This window comes from Lacibacter sediminis, from assembly GCF_014168535.1.
Classification (GTDB): Bacteria; Bacteroidota; Bacteroidia; order Chitinophagales; family Chitinophagaceae; genus Lacibacter; species Lacibacter sediminis.
The window spans coordinates 380,121-401,726 of the sequence record NZ_CP060007.1 but is presented as its reverse complement, the minus strand read 5'-3'; the positions used below and the strand labels follow the sequence as shown (position 1 = coordinate 401,726).

Annotated in this window: 21 protein-coding genes and 11 tRNA genes; 8 read left to right on the top strand and 24 right to left on the bottom strand. The window is 40.4% G+C overall.

The window, feature by feature from the left end; genetic code table 11:
• Positions 1-11: 11 nt before the first annotated feature.
• Together H4075_RS01885 and H4075_RS01880 are read left to right on the top strand one after the other, a co-directional pair.
• Positions 12-1,100 (top strand): metallophosphoesterase, encoded by a 1,089-nt coding sequence (locus H4075_RS01885; RefSeq protein WP_182803609.1) that lies wholly within the window; start codon positions 12-14, stop codon positions 1,098-1,100.
• Positions 1,101-1,125: 25 nt separating this feature from the next.
• Positions 1,126-1,896 (top strand): DUF2490 domain-containing protein, encoded by a 771-nt coding sequence (locus tag H4075_RS01880; RefSeq protein ID WP_182803608.1) that lies wholly within the window; start codon positions 1,126-1,128, stop codon positions 1,894-1,896.
• Positions 1,897-1,958: 62 nt separating this feature from the next.
• Here the strand turns inward: H4075_RS01880 and H4075_RS01875 are convergent, their stop codons facing one another.
• Both H4075_RS01875 and H4075_RS01870 read right to left on the bottom strand, forming a co-directional pair.
• On the bottom strand, positions 1,959-3,899 hold the full coding sequence (locus H4075_RS01875; RefSeq protein ID WP_182803606.1) for a M1 family metallopeptidase: 1,941 nt from the start codon (positions 3,897-3,899) through the stop codon (positions 1,959-1,961).
• Between the two features lie 87 nt (positions 3,900-3,986).
• On the bottom strand, positions 3,987-4,676 hold the full coding sequence (locus H4075_RS01870) for an aspartate/glutamate racemase family protein (RefSeq protein WP_182803604.1): 690 nt from the start codon (positions 4,674-4,676) through the stop codon (positions 3,987-3,989).
• Positions 4,677-4,811: 135 nt separating this feature from the next.
• Between H4075_RS01870 and H4075_RS01865 the strand changes: the two genes are divergently transcribed.
• Genes H4075_RS01865 through H4075_RS01855 form a run of 3 tightly spaced genes read left to right on the top strand, consistent with a single transcriptional unit; the run spans position 4,812 to position 6,785 of the window.
• Positions 4,812-5,657, top strand: coding sequence for an alpha/beta fold hydrolase (locus H4075_RS01865; RefSeq protein WP_182803602.1), 846 nt, complete (start codon positions 4,812-4,814; stop codon positions 5,655-5,657).
• Between the two features lie 38 nt (positions 5,658-5,695).
• On the top strand, positions 5,696-6,187 hold the full coding sequence (locus H4075_RS01860) for an RNA polymerase sigma factor (RefSeq protein WP_182803600.1): 492 nt from the start codon (positions 5,696-5,698) through the stop codon (positions 6,185-6,187).
• Positions 6,174-6,785, top strand: coding sequence for a hypothetical protein (locus H4075_RS01855; protein WP_182803599.1), 612 nt, complete (start codon positions 6,174-6,176; stop codon positions 6,783-6,785). The genes H4075_RS01860 and H4075_RS01855 overlap by 14 nt, the downstream gene beginning before the upstream one ends.
• Before the next feature lie 106 nt (positions 6,786-6,891).
• On the opposite strand, the gene H4075_RS01850 is transcribed toward H4075_RS01855, so the two are convergent.
• The 22 genes from H4075_RS01850 to H4075_RS01745 form a co-directional block, all read right to left on the bottom strand.
• Complete coding sequence (locus H4075_RS01850) at positions 6,892-8,337, bottom strand: RtcB family protein (protein WP_182803597.1); 1,446 nt, start codon at positions 8,335-8,337, stop codon at positions 6,892-6,894.
• Between the two features lie 12 nt (positions 8,338-8,349).
• On the bottom strand, positions 8,350-9,336 hold the full coding sequence (locus tag H4075_RS01845; RefSeq protein WP_182803595.1) for a hypothetical protein: 987 nt from the start codon (positions 9,334-9,336) through the stop codon (positions 8,350-8,352).
• 121 nt (positions 9,337-9,457) lie between these two features.
• A complete protein-coding gene (locus H4075_RS01840; RefSeq protein ID WP_182803593.1) occupies positions 9,458-10,555 on the bottom strand; it encodes a slipin family protein in 1,098 nt (365 codons plus the stop codon).
• Positions 10,556-11,203: 648 nt separating this feature from the next.
• Positions 11,204-12,355 carry an AAA family ATPase gene (locus H4075_RS01835; RefSeq protein WP_255460283.1) on the bottom strand — a complete coding sequence of 384 codons (1,152 nt, stop codon included), beginning with the start codon at positions 12,353-12,355 and terminating at the stop codon, positions 11,204-11,206.
• Positions 12,356-12,380: 25 nt separating this feature from the next.
• A complete protein-coding gene (locus H4075_RS01830) occupies positions 12,381-12,863 on the bottom strand; it encodes a ribonuclease H-like YkuK family protein (protein ID WP_182803591.1) in 483 nt (160 codons plus the stop codon).
• Positions 12,836-13,603 carry a hypothetical protein gene (locus H4075_RS01825; protein ID WP_182803589.1) on the bottom strand — a complete coding sequence of 256 codons (768 nt, stop codon included), beginning with the start codon at positions 13,601-13,603 and terminating at the stop codon, positions 12,836-12,838. Before H4075_RS01825 ends, H4075_RS01830 begins: the two co-directional genes overlap by 28 nt.
• Before the next feature lie 253 nt (positions 13,604-13,856).
• Positions 13,857-13,943 (bottom strand) — tRNA-Ser (locus tag H4075_RS01820).
• A gap of 7 nt (positions 13,944-13,950) precedes the next feature.
• Positions 13,951-14,022 (bottom strand) — tRNA-Asn (locus H4075_RS01815).
• 4 nt (positions 14,023-14,026) lie between these two features.
• Positions 14,027-14,101, bottom strand: a tRNA-Lys gene (locus H4075_RS01810).
• 5 nt (positions 14,102-14,106) lie between these two features.
• A tRNA-Val gene (locus H4075_RS01805) sits at positions 14,107-14,178 on the bottom strand.
• Between the two features lie 7 nt (positions 14,179-14,185).
• A tRNA-Ile gene (locus H4075_RS01800) sits at positions 14,186-14,260 on the bottom strand.
• Between the two features lie 8 nt (positions 14,261-14,268).
• Positions 14,269-14,341, bottom strand: a tRNA-Ile gene (locus H4075_RS01795).
• 7 nt (positions 14,342-14,348) lie between these two features.
• Positions 14,349-14,419: transfer RNA gene (locus H4075_RS01790), tRNA-Met, on the bottom strand.
• Positions 14,420-14,427: 8 nt separating this feature from the next.
• Positions 14,428-14,500, bottom strand: a tRNA-Arg gene (locus tag H4075_RS01785).
• 100 nt (positions 14,501-14,600) lie between these two features.
• A tRNA-His gene (locus H4075_RS01780) sits at positions 14,601-14,673 on the bottom strand.
• A 5-nt stretch (positions 14,674-14,678) separates the two neighbouring features.
• Positions 14,679-14,751 (bottom strand) — tRNA-Gln (locus tag H4075_RS01775).
• A gap of 214 nt (positions 14,752-14,965) precedes the next feature.
• Positions 14,966-15,038: transfer RNA gene (locus tag H4075_RS01770), tRNA-Pro, on the bottom strand.
• A 70-nt stretch (positions 15,039-15,108) separates the two neighbouring features.
• Positions 15,109-15,246 carry a hypothetical protein gene (locus H4075_RS01765; protein ID WP_182803587.1) on the bottom strand — a complete coding sequence of 46 codons (138 nt, stop codon included), beginning with the start codon at positions 15,244-15,246 and terminating at the stop codon, positions 15,109-15,111.
• Positions 15,247-15,324: 78 nt separating this feature from the next.
• The gene (locus H4075_RS01760; protein WP_182803585.1) at positions 15,325-15,480 is read right to left on the bottom strand and encodes a hypothetical protein; all 156 of its coding nucleotides are present in this window, start codon (positions 15,478-15,480) and stop codon (positions 15,325-15,327) included.
• A gap of 328 nt (positions 15,481-15,808) precedes the next feature.
• Positions 15,809-16,219: a Dabb family protein gene (locus tag H4075_RS01755; protein ID WP_255460282.1), complete on the bottom strand. Its 411-nt coding sequence runs from the start codon at positions 16,217-16,219 to the stop codon at positions 15,809-15,811.
• A 35-nt stretch (positions 16,220-16,254) separates the two neighbouring features.
• Positions 16,255-17,364, bottom strand: a complete 1,110-nt coding sequence (locus H4075_RS01750) for a PA0069 family radical SAM protein (protein WP_182803583.1) — start codon at positions 17,362-17,364, stop codon at positions 16,255-16,257.
• 147 nt (positions 17,365-17,511) lie between these two features.
• Positions 17,512-18,135 carry a 2'-5' RNA ligase family protein gene (locus H4075_RS01745; protein ID WP_182803581.1) on the bottom strand — a complete coding sequence of 208 codons (624 nt, stop codon included), beginning with the start codon at positions 18,133-18,135 and terminating at the stop codon, positions 17,512-17,514.
• Positions 18,136-18,351: 216 nt separating this feature from the next.
• Here H4075_RS01745 and H4075_RS01740 point away from each other — a divergent pair, with 216 nt between their 5' ends.
• From H4075_RS01740 to H4075_RS01730, 3 genes are all read left to right on the top strand, one after another.
• Positions 18,352-18,795 (top strand): LexA family protein, encoded by a 444-nt coding sequence (locus H4075_RS01740; RefSeq protein WP_182803579.1) that lies wholly within the window; start codon positions 18,352-18,354, stop codon positions 18,793-18,795.
• A 37-nt stretch (positions 18,796-18,832) separates the two neighbouring features.
• Entirely contained in the window at positions 18,833-20,188 is a 1,356-nt protein-coding gene (locus H4075_RS01735) for a Y-family DNA polymerase (protein WP_182803577.1), read from the top strand.
• Between the two features lie 72 nt (positions 20,189-20,260).
• Entirely contained in the window at positions 20,261-21,553 is a 1,293-nt protein-coding gene (locus H4075_RS01730; RefSeq protein WP_182803575.1) for a metal-dependent hydrolase family protein, read from the top strand.
• Positions 21,554-21,606: the final 53 nt, after the last annotated feature.

Here is a 21,606-nt window from a genome sequence, read left to right as displayed (position 1 = left end):
TAATTTTAATCATGCGTCGTTTCTTACAATCTGTTTTCACCAAACCCGTTGCCCGACTTGCTGATCGTTTTTCAAGCAGACCTGATCTTCAACGGGTGCATGAAGCGTTGACAAAATTGTATGCAAATACACTTGAACATCCGGGGAAGAAAGGATTGTTGTTACCGATGAATGCAGCTACAGATCGGTTCATCATTTTTAGTGACCAGCACAAAGGCGCAAAGAATGGAAGTGATGATTTTATGATGGCGGAACCAAACTACCTTGCTGCATTGGATCATTATTACCTCGCTGGCTTTCATTTTATTTCGTTGGGCGATAGTGAAGAACTTTGGGAGAATACAGTATGGCCAGTGAAATCAAAGAACAAACGCACAACAGAAGCAGAAAAAAAATTTCTTACTGAAAAACGTTTCGCCAAAGTATACGGCAACCATGATGTATTCTGGAACAACGATCCATTTGCACCGCTGCACCTGTTGAGCATGTATAAAGAAACTGTGAAGATCTATGAAGGAATTGTATTGCAAACAACCATCAACAATACAAAGCTTGATATCTTTCTCACACATGGTCACCAGGGCGATGGGCAAAGTGATGGCAATGTATTCAGTGCATGGTTTGTTTCAAGAATATGGGCACCGTTGCAGAGCTATCTCAACCTGAATCCCAATACACCTGCTACAAACAACGCATTAAAAAGCGTACACAACCGCTTTATGTATGAGTGGAGCAAACAGGATAAAAATCCTGTTCTTATTACAGGTCATACACATCAACCGGTATTTGCATCACTCACACATCTTGAGCGTTTGTACAAACAACTCATTCATGCAAGAGAAAAAGCTGATGAAGCTACAATAGAGAAACTCAATAAAGAGATCCGCTTCCGCCAGGAAGAATACGACTATGTAAACAAGAATTACATTAAAATGAAACCTTTTTATTTTAATACAGGATGTTGTTGTTACAGTGACGGCGATATTACCGGTATTGAAATAGCTGATAGTATGATTCGCCTCATTAAGTGGAAAAAGAAAGATAACAACTCTATTCGTGAAATACTCGAAGAGATGAAACTGAGCGATCTGCTTATTTAATCATTTGCCTTTACCTTTGCGGGCCATGAAACAATCGATCCATCTTTTTGCAGTAGTTCTGTTTATGTTTTTTGCAGTAACAGCTTCAGCACAAAACACAAGACTGAGAGACAATAACAGTATTGGCTGGTATTCCGGTATAGGTACATTTTCTTTCAATAAAAAATGGAGTGCGCATTTAGAATACCAATGGCGAAGAGAAAATTATATTACAACCTGGCAACAAAGTTTATTACGCACCGGTGTTAACTATCATGCAAACAGTAACACTACGTTGCGGATGGGTTATGCATGGGCCGAAACCTATGCTTATGGTGATTATCCCATCAATGCATTTGGGAAAACATTTTCGGAACATCGTATGTATGAAGTAGCAACGCTTACTCAACGAACAGGTTCACTTGACCTAAGCCACCGAATCATGCTGGAGCAACGTTGGCTACCACGCTACAACTCTGCCACATCTGCAAAACCCGATGATTGGTTGTTTATGAACCGGGCCCGTTACATGTTGCGCTTGCAACAATCATTAAAAGGGAAAACGCTGGAAGATAAAGAACCGTATGTGGCTGCATATGATGAAATACTGGTGGGCTTTGGTAAGAATGTGAACGAAAATATTTTTGATCAGAACCGTTTTGGTTTGTTGCTTGGTTATCGCTTTTCACCTAAGTTGAGACTGGAAGCAGGATACATCAATCAGATACTACAATTAGGAAGAGAGATCGGTGGACGAAATGTATTTCAACACAACAATGGTTTTATCCTCAACAGCTTCTTTAATATCAATCTTTAACAGCTGTCGCAAATAAAAAGAATCCCCGATCATTGATCGGGGATTCTTTTTGTCCGGTTAGTTTATTTCTCCCATTTATTATTTGCAGGATTCATATCGGGTAACCGCATGTCAGGATCAACGATCACTTCTTTCACTGCAGCTTTTGTTGCAACAGGAAAACTCCAGGTATCACCACGCTGCCAAACTTCTACCGGTAATTTAATGAGTTGCTCAAAACCATTTACATCAACAACCTTTACTGTTACAGGCATGGGCATTTTTTCAAGCAGTTGTAATTTAATGGTAACACCGCTGATGCCGCCTTCATTCACAGGCTTCACTTCAGTCACCGCCACATCAAACTTCCAGGTGTTCAATACCCAGCTGCGCCAGAACCAGTTGAGATCTTCACCGGATACATTTTCAATGGTATGAAAGAAATCCCAAGGGGTTGGATGCTTGAATGCCCAACGACGCACATATTCTTTCAACGCCCTGTCGAAACGTTCTGCACCGAGTACTTCATTGCGCAACACATACAACATCATGCCCGGTTTAAAATAAGCAGCCACACCAAGATTTCCTTGTTGTAACACATCAGCACCATTAAGCATACCATCCATTTTGTCACCAAACATATAATTCGCCATTCCACTTACACTTGGCGCATCTTTATATTCACCATTATTGAATGCTTCACTTGAAAGGATATTGATGAATGTATTGAACCCTTCATCCATCCATGCAAATTTGCGTTCGTTGCTGCCAACGATCATTGGGAACCATGTGTGCCCAAACTCATGGTCTGTTACACCAAACAAACCGCTTTCTGTTGCGCCAGCACTGCAAAACACAATACCTGGATATTCCATACCACCTACAATACCTGCCACATTGGTTGCAACAGGATAAGGAAACTCATATAAATACTTACTGTAAAACTCAATGCTTGCTTTTGTATATTCGGTTGAACGACGCCAATCGTTGCCGTCTTTTTTTGATGCACTTTCTTTTGGATACACACTTACTGCCATAGCCGTTTTCCCGCTGGGTAAATTCATACGTGCTGCATCCATGATAAATGCAGTGCTTGCTGCCCATGCCACATCTCTTGTGTTTTCACATTTGAACTTCCAGGTGGTGAATGGATTACCCGGACGTGAGGTGGCTTTGTTCACTTCATCTGCCGAACGGATCACCACTGTTTTATCACTCTTCATGGCTTCGCCCCAACGTTTGATCTGCTCTGCAGTAAAACATTCTTCCGCATTCATCAAACCACCACTACCAACAACGATCATATTCGATGGTGCAGTAATGCTGTATTCAATTGTTCCATACTCGAGGTAAAACTCACCTGCACCTAAATAGGGATTTACATTCCATCCGTTAATATCATCGTACACACATGCACGTGGAAACCATTGGGCCACTTCATACACCCAGCCATCTTTTTGTTTCAAACGACCCATACGATCAGTTCCATATTCTGGAACCGTAAACTTGTATTCGATCACAACTTTTGCAGACGCACCGGCATTCTTTAAAACTTCCGGTAACCAAACCTGCATGCGTGTATCTGTTACCTGGTATTTTGCATCAGTCAGTTTTCCGTTCTGTTCAATTTTAACGGATTGGATCATGTGACCTTCAGTAAACTCGCCATTTGCCCATCGTCCACCTAAGGTTGTGGTAGTTGCGGAGCCACGTGAATCTTTGCGGTAAATATTCTGATCGAGTTGTAACCAGAGAAAACTTAACTCATCGGGACTGTTGTTTACATACTGTAATGCAACCGTACCGCCTACGGTATGTTTCTCAGGATCGATGGTTGCCTTGATATTATAATTAGCCTGGTTCTGCCAATACTTTGGCCCGGGCTGTCCGCTTGCACTCCTGTATTCATTTCCAAAATTTGGATAGAAGAACGGATGAAATGCTTCACGATGATCGTACTTACTCTGTGCAAGCAATACAGTGGTAAAACACACACTCACTGCCAGAAAAAAGAATCTCTTCATAGTTGTGATTAATAATAGCGCTAAAGAAACGAAGCTTTACCAATATGGGAAAGAATATTTTGTTAAAAGGCACAATGGTTCTACGTCTCAGCTCAATGCAAACCGTACAGCTGCATTTACATGTATCGCCGCGGTATCAAACACCGGAATGGGACTATCTTCCTGTTTAATAAGAATAGGAATTTCGGTGCAACCCAAGATCACGCCTTCGGCACCTTTGTTTTTGAGTTCATCAATGATGCGGATGATTTCCGTTTTCTGTTCGGGCAGAAAAATTCCTTTGCCCATCTCTTCATAAATAGCCGTGTTAATGTATTCCATCTCTGCCTCGTTGGGAATAATCGTTTCAATTCCCTGCTTTGCCAACACATTTTTATAAAACGGAAGCTGCATTGTATACTTCGTACCAAGCAATACCACTTTCTTCAATTGTTGTTTTTGAATTTCCTTTCCTGTTTCAACAGCAATATTGATTAAAGGAATACGGATCGATGCCTGAACAGCTTCTGCAATATTGTGCATGGTATTGGCGCCTATTAAAATACAATCGGCGCCGGCCTGTTGCAATCGGTTGGCCTCCCTGCTCATCATGTTTGCCAACCCATTCCAATCATCGGCCAGAGTCAATCGTTTTATTTCATCAAAGTCAACAGAGCTGAGCAATATCTGTGCAGAATGCACGCCACCCAACTGTTCGTTTACCTTTTGATTAAGCAAGCGATAATAATCCAATGTTGAAAGCCAGGTGATTCCACCGATGAGTCCGATTGTTTTCATCGAATGAAGTTAAGAAAGCGTTCAGGCTTCCTCCTCCCGGTAAAAAATATTTTTTTCAATTTCTGTAATAATTATTCTGCGCCTGCATCAAATAGCTGTAAATCACGAAAACAAGCTTTTATTAAATACATAATCATGAAAAAAGTATTCGCCCTCTTAATCATCAGCCTGATCATCTTTCAAGTAAATGCCCAAAACAATGCCTTTAAAGTGGAAGTTACCGGCAAAGGCAAGCCCGTCATTTTAATTCCCGGTTACAGTTGCAGCGGCGAGGTTTGGAATGAGACCGTTGCTCACCTCAAAGACCGTTACGAATGCCATGTAATTACCATTGCAGGTTATGCAGGCGTACCAAAACTGGATACACCTATTCTGAAAACAGTTCGCAATGAACTCATCAATTATGTAAAAACAAAAAAGCTGAATAAACCAATACTGATCGGTCATAGTTTGGGAGCATTTATGAGTTTGTGGGTGAGCAGTGTGGAACCCGATCTGTTTGGAAAGATCATTTGCGTGGATGGGTTACCGTTTGTTTCAGCAGTTGCTGACACCACTGCTAATGCAGAAGCATTGAAAAAGAATCCACAGTTTAACCCGGAAGCTGTAGCAAAGAATTTTGAAATGATCCCGAATGAAAATTATGTAAAGAATATGACGGGTGCGATGCTTTACCAGGTAAGAGATACAGCCCGTGCAGTACAAATTGCAACCTGGAGTTCACAATGCGATCGTAAAACATTAGGCTATACTATTGTTGAAATATCAACTACCGATCTGCGTGAAGAAATTGCAAAGATCAAACAACCGGTATTGGTGCTCGGTAGCATTTATGGCACGGAGGCAAACAGTCATTTAATGTTGAATCACCAGTTCAGAAAAGTTCCCAACAAAACCATTGAAGTAGCCAACAGCAAACATTTTATCATGTATGATGTGCCTGAATGGTTTTATGCAAAAGTGGATGCCTTCTTACAATAAATTCTACGGTATCAATTTCAATATTATCTTACCGCCGAATGAAACAGGAAGAACAGTTTACAGCATTGTATAACCAATACGCTCCCGGTATACGCAAACTATGTCTTGGTTATACCGGCGATGCGATGCTGGCCGAGGATCTGTTGCAGGAAAGTTTTGTGAAAGTGTGGAAGAATATGGACAAGTTCAGAGGTGATGCAGCATGGAGTACCTGGATCTACCGCATCGCTGCCAACACCTGTTTAACACATCTGCGCAAAAAGAACGAACAGTTTGTAGATGCCGATGAAGAACGATTAGCAATGGTACCGGATGATGAACGCAACAAAGAACAGGAAGTACAGTTACTGTACAAATGCATCAGCAAACTAGCTGAAACAGACAGACTGATCATTACACTGGTACTCGAAGACAAACCTTATGAAGAGATTGCCGAGATCACCGGTATTACTGAAAATAACCTGCGTGTAAAAATTCACCGGATTAAAAAACAGCTCAGCGAAATTTATAGCAGTTATGAAAGACTTTGATGCATTAAAAGATTTGTGGCAACAGTCGAAACCGGCTGAACAAAAGACAGTGGACCTGCAGGCCATTACCCGTCAATCTAAAGATACGAGGACAAAATTATTCCGGCAGTTACTGTTTGGTGGTATCACCTTATTCTTTACCGTTGCGTTTATCACCTGGACCATTTATTTCAGCAATGTAAAACTCACTTGGGTGGTTACACATATTGCGGTGTGGATCATTGTTACTACTGTTTTGTTACAATCCATTCTTACACTTTTCACCGCTTACAAAGTGAGTTTGATTGATGACACATTACCACCTGCTCAACATTTGCAACAATGGGAAGATTATTACAATTTTCGTAAAAAGCAGATTCAATGGAACAAGCCGCTCTACTTTTTCTTTTTGAATTTAGGCATGGGTTTGTATTTTTTAGAAGTGGTGCATGGCCGGCCGATCGGTTATATTATTCTGCTGATTGTTGTGTATTGCGGCTGGATGCTGTATGCATATTTTATTCTCGGTAAACGCATTTTAGCAAAAGAAGAAAAGCGGTTAAAAGGAATTATGGATGAGTTGAAGTTGATTGAGGAGCAGTTGAAAGCAGCGGAGTAAAATAGGTATGCTACATAAAAAACTCCTGCCGCATTTCTGCAACAGGAGTTGAAACCTATTTGCTGTTGCCTATTAACAATTGACTATTCACCATTCGCCTTCGACTTCACTCCCCTTCCACTTCCCTCGTCTTCTGCCAAGGCTTTATACTCGGTCCATCCATCTTCACGATCTTAGGTGTAAATTTTCCAACAACATCAACTAACGATTGCTGACTCTGCATCACTAGTTCAATATCCTTGTAAGCAAAAGGTGCTTCATCTAATCCGCCGCCCATTAATTTCACGCCATGCTTTTTCAATTCATCTTTCAATGCTTTGTGCGTAACGCTTTGCATGGCTCTTGAACGACTCATCAAACGTCCGGCTCCATGTGAAGCAGAATTCACCGATGCCATTTCACCCTTACCTTTTACTATAAAGCCTGCGGCTGTCATACTTCCCGGAATGATACCCAGTACATCTTTACCGGCAGGTGTTGCACCTTTACGGTGAACGATCACATCTCTTCCTTCCCACTTTTCTTTCCATGCAAAGTTGTGATGGTTCTCTACACGCTTTATTGGTTTTCGACCAAGTTGCTTCGCAATCTTTTGATGAATCACATGGTGACAGGCACTTGCATAATCACCAGCCAGGTTCATCGCTAACCAATACTCCATTCCTTCTTCTTCATCAAGTGTTAACCACGCAAGATTTTTTGCATCCTGTGGTAAACGTCTTTTACTGATCGCAAGTTTGGTATAATGGTTAGCGATATTTGCACCCAACGCTCTTGAACCGGAGTGACTCAACAGTCCGACATACTTGCCTGCTTCCACACCCAGCACTTCATCTTTCTCTGCAATTTCCACTACACCAAATTCAACAAAGTGATTTCCGCTTCCGCTGCTGCCTAATTGTTTCCATGCACGACCGTGCAGATTTTTCAGCAACGGCAATTCAAAAAACAATTCGTTATCCATTACTTCATGGTCTTCGCTTTGCTTGAACTGTGCGCCACTTCCAAACAAAGTAGCTTCACCAATTTCTCTAGCAAAGAATGCTTCTTTCTGCACCAGGTCTTTCGGATCGATATCAAAAATGCTCAAACACATTCTGCAACCAATATCCACACCAACACCATAAGGTATTACTGCATTCTCCGTTGCCAACACGCCTCCGATCGGTAATCCATATCCATGATGTGCATCGGGCATTAAGGCACCGGCTACTGCTACGGGTAATTTTGCTGCAGTGTACATCTGGTGCATAGCACTTTGTTCAATATGTTCACTTCCGAAAACATTGAATTGAATACCGTTTTGATTCAACGACAACTCTCCTTCACTTTCCTTTTCTTCCGGCATCAATTGTTTTGCGATCAATGCCAGCACGGCATCATCTAAATAATTTGCAGGCGATGCCAACACTGCTTTCAACAGTTCCATAACTTCCTCCTTTGTGTGATGCTTGTAATTTTTTTGCATCACATTCATGGCGACGCTGATCACCGGTCCTTCCGGGTAGCCAATCGCTCTCAATTCTTTTCCTGATATTTTTAACTTGCTCATTGTTTTAAAAATTTAACCGTTCTTTCTTACTCCCCTTAAATAAACAAACTTGTTAGGAACGTCACTAAAAAATTGCATCTTGCCGAATTCATCATCTATTTCCTTGCTTAACTTATTCAAAAAATAAAAGTTTTTATAATAAGAAGCCTTACTTCCAACTATTAATAGAACACCACTAACATTCTCCTTTCCTATTTTATTTGCATAAAAAAGTCCATTTAAAGCAGACTCTCGTTTATTGAGATGATCATAAAGCAGTGAGTCACCATACATTGTCCAAAACATCTCGTTTTCATTTATTCCAGCATGAAAGTCAATTTTAATAAATACTACATATGGCAGATTATAGTGTTGAATCAGTTCGTCGTATTTTTCCAGTTTAGATACAAACAAACTCTTGTCAGATTTTAATCTTCTTGGATCTATGTCGATGCTATTAAAATTTCCATATACGCAAGCATGGTCGTAAATATCATTAATATCGATAATCTCAAATCGAAAATTATCGCATAAGGTTATTTTAGAGTTAAGATAGAAGCTTTGTTCAAGCCATATCTCTAAATCGTTCACAATGCTTTTTATATCATACAAGTCCTCATCGAAATACTCATTTATGAAATCTATTTTGATCACACACTTTTTCTTCAATTCCTCGATTCCTTCCATAAGCAACGATTCGAAATTATTTCTCTTACTATCTTTCTCAGTCGGATTTAACCTTACAACTTCTACAATCGCATCTTGTCCATTTTTAGAAATGGTAAAATCAGGGGTTAACCTTTTGCTTCCCACGGAATAACCTCTTTCAAATTCCACTTTAAACCCAGAGTTAAAAAAGAATTCATAGCACTGTAACTCTGTGACTATTGCAATAAAATTGCTTTTATCCTTCTCTCTTTTTAGCTTTTTAATGAATTTCTTTCTTGATTTCTCGTCAATTCTTTCAAGCCTCTCATTCAAATCGGGGTGATTTTCCTGATATTTTTCCAAAAGTGTCATGTGTATGTTACTGATTTACTCAATAAAGTTACCAACCGTACAAGTGTGCCACGCAACCGAAGCTTAATAGCAGCAGTGGCGGCGACAACAAAATAATCATCGCTCACCACTACTTACCATTTTATTTCTGCGGTACGAAAATCTGTTTCAACTGTTCAATCAACACACCGTTACCACTTACACTGATGTTGCTGATCTTGTCTGCGATCTTTTCTACATATTCCATTTCTTTCAGTTTCCACAACATCGCATTTTCTTCCATCAGCTTGGCAGTGTTGAGCAAGCTACGGGTGCTGGCAGTTTCTTCACGACGCATAATGCTGTTGGCCTGCGCTTTCTTTTCGGCGATGAGCACCTGGTTCATGATCTCTTTTACATCACCCGGCAGGATAATGTCACGGATACCAAAACCAATTACTTCAACACCCAAGGCAGCAGCTTTTTCTTTCACTGCCTCCAATACAAAAGGTGCAAGGGCTTCTTTTTTCTCCAGCAATTCATCGAAGCCATAAGCAGCAATGTATTCACGCAGGGCCAATTGAAATGCCACGTACAATTGTTTATCGTACTCCTTGTTTTGCAACAGTGCTTTTTCAATATCAGCAACTTTGTATTGTGCCCAAGCATTCAAACGCAAAGCCGCTTTGTCTTTAGTAAGAATTTCCTGCCCGTTGATCTCCAGTTGCTGCAAACGTTTATCTGCTTTACCTACATGTACGGCAATATTGTTCTTCCACCAGTAGTACATACCGCTTTGCAAACGCTTTTGGAATTTACCATCTACAAACAGCAAAGCTTCTTCGTAGTTCTCCACGCTGTAGCTACGCACATATGGAACCAGCAAACGGTTTTGCAATACAACACGATCAATGTTTTCATCGATCTCCACTTTGCCCATGTCGGCCTTTACAAATACATATTCAATAGCACTTTTCCAGTAGGTATAACGACCTGCATTAAGTACCTGCTTCAGCAAACCATTCTCATACATCAACACAATTTCGTTATCCTTTACTTCCACAACCTGCAATGCATTTGCCAGATCAGCATCCTGCAACAGAATGTTCAGTTCAATTGGCGCAACAAATGGCCTGGTTACATCGTACACATACACTTCTTTGTTCCACAACCAATACTTACCTTCTTTCAGCATGTACTTATACACGCCATCTTTAAATACCAATGCCACCTGGTAGGCATTTACTTTTACACGTTTCATATCATTTTATTTGTTTTGTTGCGCATTGCATGCAAGGCACAGATTTTTTAAAAAGAATAAAGCCGGTTGTTTGATCATCCTGTTCTTACGGAAGCAAATAATCTGTATTGCTGCTGCACCGGGTTCATCAAACGCCTGTTGACAATACTTGTATCATCAATTCTGAATGATGAAGCAACTGCTGTTACAATACTTCTTTGTTTACTTTCGGGTAATTACCTGATTGCAGTGCGAATGATCTTGTCGCTAACGACTCGTTCATTGTTACTGCCGGTCATTCACCCGGCTTTATTTGTCTGGTCAGCATTTGAGAAGCGCTGTACTTCGTTTGCTACATTATCAGTGTAGTGTTCTACCATTGAACTATTCATCCTTGAGATGAAACCGGATTCGAACCGGTACGTTTGAGCCGACACTCTAGCCACTTGAGTTACCCCGTGTTACCGGGAGAAGGATTCGAACCTTCGTCCTTCAGCGTATTGGCAGGCATAGCATAACTGCAACAACAGCATACAGCAGGTTACTACCGCCGCACTATCCTGCTTCTTTGAAACATAGATCTGGTTCGCTGTCAATTTGCATATACCTGTCTTGCCGTTAAGCAAGCTCTTGCCCCCATCCCCTAAAGGGGAGTAAGGAAAATTATTCTTAATTCATTAATTCAACCTGTCGCCTGAAACCGATCACTTCCGTTCTTTCGACCGGTTGTGTTTTTTCGGTTGGGTTAGCAATCTCTGCAATGGTCATTGGTTGATCGATGTTTACATCGAACCCCAGATGCTTTGATAGCCGATTTGCTTTTTCAACTCCGAGTTTACCAAACTCATATTTTGCGATCAAACGACCTTTGCGCATTAATGCTGAGTCGATCAGGTTCACTGAGCTGTTGAATGTGCAAATGATCTGAACACTTAAACAATCACTCATCAACCCATCACTTAAATTCAACAGGTTCGATACAGATGAATCACTGTTATATTTCCTGTCCATCATAATATTCTCAGCATCTTCAATGATCAAGACCGAATTTGGATTCTCGATCAGCAAATCAATAAACTCAGGATTCATTAAATTTCCTGCAACCGATGGTGAAACAAACAATACTTTCTTTTTCAGTCCGCCAATTAAGTGACGTAAGTAAGTTGTTTTACCAGTGCCGGGCAAACCATGCAAAAGGATAATCCCTTTATCACTTTCCCTATTCAGCCTGGCTTTGATCGTTTCATCCACTTCTTTAAAATCATCGTTATAATACATCCCGATATCAAGAAGCGTTGGTTTAATTTCTACCTGCTTTAACTCTAATCCATCTCTTGAAAGCGTGATGATGTTGATTTCATAAGCTTCCTGTTTTTGAGGAAGTTTATAAGCGCTGAAAATATTTACCAGGTTGTCTGCTTCACTATACCTGTAATTCGGATACAAAATCCTGGCATAGTCATTCATCAGCTCCACCATCACTCTATTCTTCAAAACAAAAAGTGTTTTACTAAAAACCTGTTTGCTTTGTGTCCAATCATAATAACATGCCTGGTAAATATCTTCCGTTATGTCTTTTGAGTTTTTATCCAGGTATTCAAATGCCTTGTTGATATCAATTTCATCTACATAAGTTGTACAGGGAATTGTTTTAAACCTGTACATGTAAAATGATTTTGCTTCGAGGTAATGATGTTCAAAAATTCCGGCTGTTCTTTTTTCTGATAACTGCCTTAGTTTTCTGCTGATCCACACAGCAACAGGAGGACATACTCCTATCAAGATCCAGATCAACAACATTATTGTTATATATAGTTCCATATAATCTCTTTTATTTTTTACTTAATTATTGCACCACTTTATTTGCACAGTTACTGCTTGCAAAGGCTTCAGGTTTTGCTTTGAAAGCAAAGCCCATCCCCATGATATAACCCATTGCTTCTTTCAACGCATCATTGCTTTTAAAAGAAGGGTTAGTGTTAATATCGGCATGCACTTCCATATCTACATTGTACAACGTAAACAACCTGCACAATCCATACGCCACATCAATGCTCATGGCAACTTCCGTTAACATCCGTTGCTTAATGTTCATTTTTTGTTTTGTTGTTTCATTGTGGATGTACATGAACCCACCTTTTCCTTTGCGGATAAAAACGATCACGGTTCCAAATTCAGTTTCCTTTCCTTTCACCTGGCTATCGGTACCAATGCACACTTTTAATTGGTGTCCCATTTCTTTTTCACGTACCAACACAGCTCTTACTTCGTCCTCAATAGGCCGCCGAATTTTTTCTCCGTTCAATTTTCTCCATTGCCGCTGTTCCATTGTTGTTCGTTTATTAAATTCAAAATCTGATTTAATGACTTGTTTTTAAACCGATATTTCTCTTTTTCTTTCTCATAAAACTTTAGCCAGCTATTCCCATCGCTACCATGCAATATTTTATTTAATCGACCAGTAAAGCGATTTTTACTGAGATAGTCATCTATCTCCTGTAATCTTGCTTCAATTAAATTATCCCGTTTTCTTACTTTATCAACCATGTTTGGCTTAACCCGGAGAACAAAACGCCAAGGCTCTTTAAATACAAACCTTTTTACGAATAAGCCTCTACAGTCAGTTTCCCATGCTTCATAAAAAAACTGCTTCTCTAGTTCATTAAATTCAAGTTTAACAAGATCAAGCTCAGATAATTTTAGTAAGCTCTGTGGCTTAACTACATAAATTTTGCGCCCTCTTATTCGTTTCTTTTGTTTAAAATCTTTTCTCCAACTGAAATCATATGTATTGATTTTTTGAAGAATATTTTCGAAAAAAACTTTATGCTTGCTTCTTGCAACATCTTCCCTTAAAACAAAAAAACGTTTCCATCCTCTTTGTATAGGGGGCGTCAACGCTTCCCATCCAAGATTTCTTTTTTGTTTTGATAATTGTCGTTCCTCTTTGTGTAAATGAATTAGTTGTTTATCAAAATCTTCATACTGCATGCGTTTCTTTTTTCTTGCAGCACGATGGCGATAACAGAGAATATCTTCTCCATATTGCCGAATAAGTTTTGTGTCCATAATGATTTTATTTGTTCCGATCGAAAAAATTGATGCACAGGCATCTTTGCTCCCTCTTTCATTATGAACCTTGAATTCCTTTTCATTTTTTACTTTTTTAAATTTTTATGCGGTGCCCCGTGGAATTGAACCACGATGTCCGGGATTTCACTCCGGTGCATATATCCATTCTGCCAAAGCTCCAGTTGTTTGTTACAGTTACTGACTGATATCTTATTTCCTCATCATCGAACTACACTGTTCCAAACAATTGCGGAGAGTAAAGGAATCGAACCTTTGTACCGAATGAACGATAGCCCAAGCTTAGCAGGCCGGCACATTACCACTCTGTCAACTCTCCGATTATGAGGATGAAGAAAGATTCGAACTTTCAACCAACGGTCTAACAAACCGCTGCTCTGCCGTTAAGCTATTCATCCATTGTTGGCCCGGTGAGATTCGAACTCACAACCTCCCGGTTAAAAGCCGGGAACATCTGTCCAGTTGAGCTACGAGCCATTTTGTTGCGACTGAAAGATTCGAACTTTCAACTATCACCTTGTAACGATGATCTTCTTCCATTGAATTAAGTCGCATTTTTTGTGATGACTGAAAGACTCGAACTTTCAACCCTTACCGTATCAGGGTAATGCTCTCAACCAATTGAGCTAAGTCATCTTATTTTGTTGACCCAATCAGATTTGAACTGATAACCTTGAACGTATAAGGTTCCTGCTCTAACTGTTAAGCTATGGGTCAATGATTGTTGCGGCTGCAGGATTCGAACCTGCAACTAAGGCTTATGAGACCTTCGAGTTACCGTTACTCTAAACCACAATCTGTTGTTGACTTAACAAGAGTCGAACTTGTATCTCTGCGTTCGTAGCGCAGTATTCTCATCCATTGAACTATAAGTCAATTTGTACGGCTTTCAGATTCGAACTGAATACATTCACCTGCTACTTTCCTCTTAGAAAAAGAGGGAGATGATCATGTTACCATTACACCAAACCGTATTGGTTGACTCCGGGACTCGAACCCTGTTCTTCCGTTGCACAGACGGATGCTTTACCAAATAAGCTAAAGACAACATTTGCTATTGAGGATAGATTCGAACTATCATCATCAGTGTCAAAGACTGATATGCTAAGCCATTGCACCACTCAATAATTTGCAACCCCGATCGGACTCGAACCGACATTTTCCTTTTCAAGAACAGTATGGCTGTAAATGCGCTTCCCTACTTTGTAAAAACATTTCGGTGCAACTGCAAATTCTATTCATCAAAACGATTTGTATTGACGACATCTTCCATACACTTCACGGCTTCGTTAAAACTTTTACCGCAGCTTTTCCTTTTAAGCTACAGGGTTTCAAATTCTGTATAGCAGACAGGACTCGAACCTGTAGCCTCTCCGTTCCAGGCGGAGTATCCAACCAATTGGAATGCTGCTATGTTTTGATTTGGAAAAGCGCCCCGTTGCATCTCACGGGGTACGCTTATTTCCCTCCTCTGCACTATAATATCATCGCAATGGATGTGCTGCAGGATGCATTACATTCTCCTGCACATCTACATCATTGTTATTTTTCTCTTCCTCATTTTTGTTGCTGATCAGTTGCAAGAGCAAACGAACGATCAACACAATTACAATCAGTTGCATTTCATCCTCCTTTTTCATCGAACAAAAAAGCCCGGTCGTTTTTTACGACCGGGCTTTGCTCATCTACTACATAATTGTTTATGTAGGAATACAATCCGGTCGCTTATGAATAAAATCAAGTACATAACTATTGGGCATACCATTCCTGTTTGGTTGCAGTAACCAACTATGCATTAATGATTGTAATGCATGTTTCAAACTAAATCGTATGTACTGTTGTCTTGTTCTGATCATTTACTCATTGTTTTTTAATAGTGTTTTTCATTTCATAGCAACGGCCTTTCATTATGTTTACAAACAAAAAACTGTAAAACAAAAAACCCCGCAATCTCTTGCGGGGCCTGTGTTATAGCGAATTCGTTTCTTCAACTTTATTCAACAGCAGCATTTGCCCCGCAAACAGTACAGTCTCCCATGGGACTAAACTGATTCACTGTTTCGATATGTGATTGTATGCGTAGCATTTTTTGTTGTTTATAATTTTTGTGAGTGCAAAGATGAATTTATTTTTTTGATGTTGCCAACTTTTTCAAAAGAAATTTTAAAAATATTTTTTTGAACATCAAACATCAACGGAATCATACACGATCACTTTGCTCCATACATGCGAGCATTCCTCAATAAATTTTAAGTGAATAGGATCAGTTTGATAGCTGGCCTGATCGGCACCGTTAGCAAACTGTACAAACCAGGAAACGGCATACCCGGTTTCAATTACTTCACGGTTGGTATCGGCCGGTTTGCCGATGTGAAAGTTTTGAATGGTTTTTACACTCGATAATTTTTTTAACCCGTCCACTAACTTGTCACGGTCGGTTTTGCTATCAGCATTCTTCAACCAGAAGTACACATGGTGAATGAAGATGTTTTTTAATTCTTTGTCCATTGGTTTTTGTTTGAACGAAGATAAGCCGGCAATGGCAGCTGTAGCTGCGGAAATTTTTGCGATAAATGATTTGCGGGTTTGTTGCATGATGATTGTTTGATGCGTTAAGTTACTGCACAATTCTAAAACAAACTCGTCTGCATCCCCGGTCTTCTGAATTTTGTTCTGTCCAGGCTCCATTCTTCTGCATTCATACCATAGAGCTTACCATACTTTTTGTACTGCTGCGCCACCAGTTGTGCAATAGGCCCTTCGCCACGCATGCGCACACCAAAGCGTGTATCGTTCACCTGTCCATCATGACTGTGTTCAATATGATGCCATACTTTATCGGCACGGTCGGGAAAGTTTTTATACAACCAATCGTGGAATAAAAATTTGATGGCGCCATTCAAACGAATGAATGTATAAGCTGTGAATGTTGCACCGTTATCTCTTGCCGCTTTCATGATGCGTTGCATCTCGTGTTCGTTCAATCCGGGAATCATGGGCCCCATCATAATACCCATGCGCACACCTGCACTGCTAAGTTCGTTGATGACTTTCAGCTTTGCTTTGGCAGTAACGGTTCGTGGTTCCATCACTCTTCTTAAATCTTCGTTGAATGATGTAATGGATACCATGGCCGATACAATATTCTTCTTACCCATTTCCTGCAACACATCTTTGTCTTTCAGTATCCATGCATTTTTGGTGAGAATGCCTACGGGTTGATTAAACTCGTTGCAAACTTCCAGCAGTCCTCTTGTTAAACGATAGGTTTGCTCGGCAGGTTGGTAACAGTCGGTATTACCACTGAGCATAATGGGTGTGGCATCCCACTTGGGGTGCATTAAAAACTTACGCAGTAACTCAGGTGCATTTTTTTTGATGAGTATCTTTTGTTCAAAATCCATTCCTGCACTATAGCCCCAATACTCATGCACATTGCGTGCATAGCAATAAATGCAACCATGTTCGCAACCGGCGTATGGATTCATACTGTAGCTCATGCCTACATCGGGGCTTTCCACTTTGTTCACAATGGTTTTCGGATGCACTTCGATGTATTGTGTTTTCAAATTGGTTTCTTCCCATTCATCAATGCCTTCAATATGTTCTTTTGTTACTTCGTTTTTTAAGAAACGGTTCTTGGTGTTGAACTGTGCACCACGGCCTGCATGGTATGGTTGTGTTTCGTCGGCATCCTTCGGCTTTACTTTGTAATGATCCTGTTGTAGTTTCTCTGACATGATGTTTTGTTTTTTGCCGCAAAGACGGAAAGATGCACAAAGAAATTCCTTCATGATTCGTCATGCCTTGTAGCAGATTAGATAAATAGAATTGTTGCAGCACAAGAGTGCGACGCAACGAAATCTTAATTGTAATACAGTTGCTGGTTACCCAAATAATTCTCCCTGCTTTGTTGTAACAGCAAGATTTTGAAATGAAAGCCTTCGAACGATCTGGTAAGCTTTTTCATGAAGTGGTCGCTTTAACAACAACATTCCATCGGCAATAAAACGTCCGGTGAAATGTTTGTGCGAATATTCAAGCCAACCTTTTTCGTATTGCCAGGGTTGCAGCTTGCGTGCAATGGCAATAGTTGGTTCCAAAATAAAATGTGGCTTGTTTTCATCATTAAGTTTCATGAGTCGTTGTGCATCGGTACGAATTGTTTTCACCAATGATTGTATCGGCAACTTACTCACCACGTTGATGTAAATGCTGTGACTTGGAAAACTTCCATAATCTCGCAGCTCCACTTTTATAGGATGAAAGCCCATAGCGATCATGTTGAGGCGATTCACCAACCGTTCTTCCATTAATTCGTACTGCAGAAAATTGGCAAGTGTAATATGTGGCTTGCCCCACTTTGCATGATCACACTTGTATTTTTCTGAAAATTCTGTTTTCACTTTTAAAATACGATTCCATAATTCTTCATGCGGACTTAGTACCAGCAGGTATTCGTACACCCTGTAACCGGGAATGGTTGTTGTTGTGATTGATTGTAATTGCATGACCCATCGTTTAGTTGTGATTAATAAAATGCTGCGCAACAGTTGCATCATTGAACTGTTGTGATGGGGGTTTGCTGAAGTAAAGGTTTCAAAAAAATATTTCCTGAAAGCGCACTACTAAATTACTAAAAGTTTTAGCTTTACCAAACTTTCTTACAAGCCCAGACATATTTTTTTATCACCACTCTTTGCACTGCGGGAGTTAAATTATTTTTTATGGATGGGGAAGATTTTTTTGGCGCTGCGTACAAAGGCAGCAAACAGTTTACACAACAGCAGGTAAAAACAGCCAACGCAACGGGCTTTGGCGCAGCAGCCGATGATTATGCTGAACGTGGTATTGATTTAAATGAACAGCTCATTAAAAACAAACCAGCTACGTTCTTTTTTAAAATGAAAGGCGATGCCATGCAGCAGGCGGGCATTTTTGATGGTGATATTTTAATTGTAGATCGCTCGTTGAAACTGGTGAATGGAAAAATTATTGTAGCCGTGTTGAATGGTGAATTGCTAGTGCGACGGTTTCATAAAAATTTCTCATCAGCGTTTTTAATACCGGAGAATACAAGATACAAACCGGTGAACCTGGCAGAGTTTAGTGATTTTAAAGTGTGGGGGGTTGTTGTACATAGTATTCGTTCGTTTGAAAAATTGATTTAACTCCAAAAGCAGTTCGAGGAACCACGAACTAAAAATTATGTCAACAACAATGCAACCCATACAAACCAATCTGTTTGCACAACACACTGTGAATGGAAACTACCCTAGTATGTACGCCATTGTAGATTGTAACAATTTTTATTGCTCCTGCGAACGATTATTCAAACCGCATTTGGATAACAAGCCTGTTGTGGTACTCAGCAACAACGATGGCTGTATTATTTCACGCAGCGATGAATCGAAATTGTTGGGTGTAGATATGGCCGGGCCATATTTTCTGGCGAAGCCTTTGATTAAAAAACATGATGTGGCTGTGTTCAGCAGCAACTATAATTTATATGGTGATTTAAGTATGCGGGTGATGGATACGCTACGGGCCATCATTGGTGAACAACATGTAGAAGTGTATTCCGTAGATGAAGCATTTGTAGACCTGAGCATGTTCCCCATTGAAGAACTCGATCGTATTGCACGGGATATGAAAGCAACGGTAGAACAATGGACCGGCATTAAAGTATCCATCGGCGTTGCACCTACCAAAGTATTATCCAAGCTGGCGAATCGCTTATCAAAAAAGAATAAAGAAAAATCAGGCGGGGTGATTGTGCTGGACACGATGGAGAAAATAAAAAAAGCATTAGCGATCACTCCGGTGGGTGATATCTGGGGAGTGGGTGGTCAGTATGCAAAGAAATTAAAAGAACAATGGTTTATTGATGATGCGTTGCAGTTAAGTAAGATGAGTGAAGAGTTTGGTCGCCTGCACCTAGGTGGTGTGGTGGGTGTGCGTTTGATCCGTGAACTGAACGGCATTGCATCAAAAGATATGCAGGATGAACTGCTGAATAAAAAAATGATCGCTACCACACGCATGTTCGGCAGCCCGGTTGGCGATATCAATGATATTAAAGAGGCCGTTGCTACCTATACATCAAGGGCTGCCGAAAAATTAAGACGGCAACACAGCGCTGCCAACATCATCAGCATATTTGTGGTGTCGAAAGAAGAAAATCACAATGCTACATTCAACCGTGGCATTACACACAGCAGGTATACCACTTTGCCCACTGCAACCTCCTTCACCAATGAATTGATCAAGCCCGCCGTTGCAATGGTTGATGGGTTATTCAAAGAAGGAACGCTGTACAAAAAGGCAGGTGTGATGCTGAGCGGACTTGTGCCCGATGCATCCATTCAAGGGAATCTGTTTATACCTGAAACAAAAAACAATGGCCGGTTGCTGATGGATATGATTGATAATATCAACTTCAGTCAACGGGATGATGTGTTGAAGTTTGCAGCAAGCGGCACTACCAGGGACTGGAAGATGCGGCAGGAATTACGCAGTCCACGTTATACCACTCGGTGGGAAGAGTTGTATGAAGTGCGGTAAGCTGAACCATTGATCCTTTTTACTGTTATGGATAACAGTAATTCGGTACATTCATTTTCCTAAACCAAACACATGAGAAAAATTATATCCCTGCTTCTGCTGCAGGTAATTGTTCTGTTTTCGTTCGCACAACAAAAGTCCATCGCCATTCAATGTGGTAAGATGCTCGATGTACGAACCGGCAAAATCCTCATCAACCAGGTGATTCTTGTAAAAGGAAACAAGATCGAATCGATTACAGATGCAGCCAACTTCAAACAAAAAACAGATTCGGTGATTGATCTGAAAGACTATTTTATTCTTCCGGGGTTGATCGACTGTCATACACATGTATTGTTGCAGGGCGATATTACTACGGAAGATTATGATGTACAGGTGTTAAAAGAATCGATTCCTTACCGCACACTGCGTGCATCGAAGAGTGCACATCAATCGTTGCTGAATGGCTTTACAACTATTCGTGATCTTGGAACGGAAGGCGCTGGTTATGCTGATGTGGACATTAAGAAAGCCATCAACAAAAATATCATTCCCGGACCAAGAATGTTTGTCTCTACATTAGCGATCAATACAACCGGGCATTATTTAATTGCAGAAAAAGATTATGCATGGGAATTAAAATTACCGAAGGGCTTACAGGAAATTACCGGTGCAGATGAAGGACGCAAAGCTGTTCGTACGCAAATTGCGTATGGTGCCGATTGGATAAAAATTTATGCCGATCGTGGTTATGTGCGTTTGCCCAACGGCGGTTACAAAAGCATTCCCAATTTTACCAAAGAAGAAATTGAAGCCATTGCCGATGAAACACTCAAGAGCAGAAAAAAGTTAGCAGCACATGCCGTTACACCCGATGGTATTATTTATTCCATCAACGCAGGTGCAAGCAGTATTGAACATGGGTTTGGTATGAATGAAGAATGTATGCAGCTGATGGCAAAGAAAAATGTATTCTGGTGCCCCACTATTTATGTAAATGATTTTGTAGCAGAAGGCAGAGCGAAAGCAGGAAGCCCCATCAATAAATATTTTACTCAATCGGAGCCTGAAGTTTTTAAAAAAGCAATGAGCTTTGGAGTGAAAATCGCTTACGGTACAGACATTGGTGGTTACGATTGGAACGAACCACAAACAAAAGATTTTGAATTCTTTGTTCAGTATGGCATGCAGCCGCTGCAGGCAATTCAAACGGCAACAATTAATGCAGCTGAGTTGCTGGAACAAACAGGTTTGATTGGTGAACTTATTCCCGGTGCTTTTGCAGATATTATTGCGGTGAAAGAAAATCCACTCAGCAACATTAAAGTGTTAGGCGATGTAAAGTGGGTGATGAAAGATGGGAAAGTATATAAACAAAGTAAATAAGAAATAATGCTGTAAATAAATAACAAGGGAGGCGCTTCGCCTCCCTTGTTTTG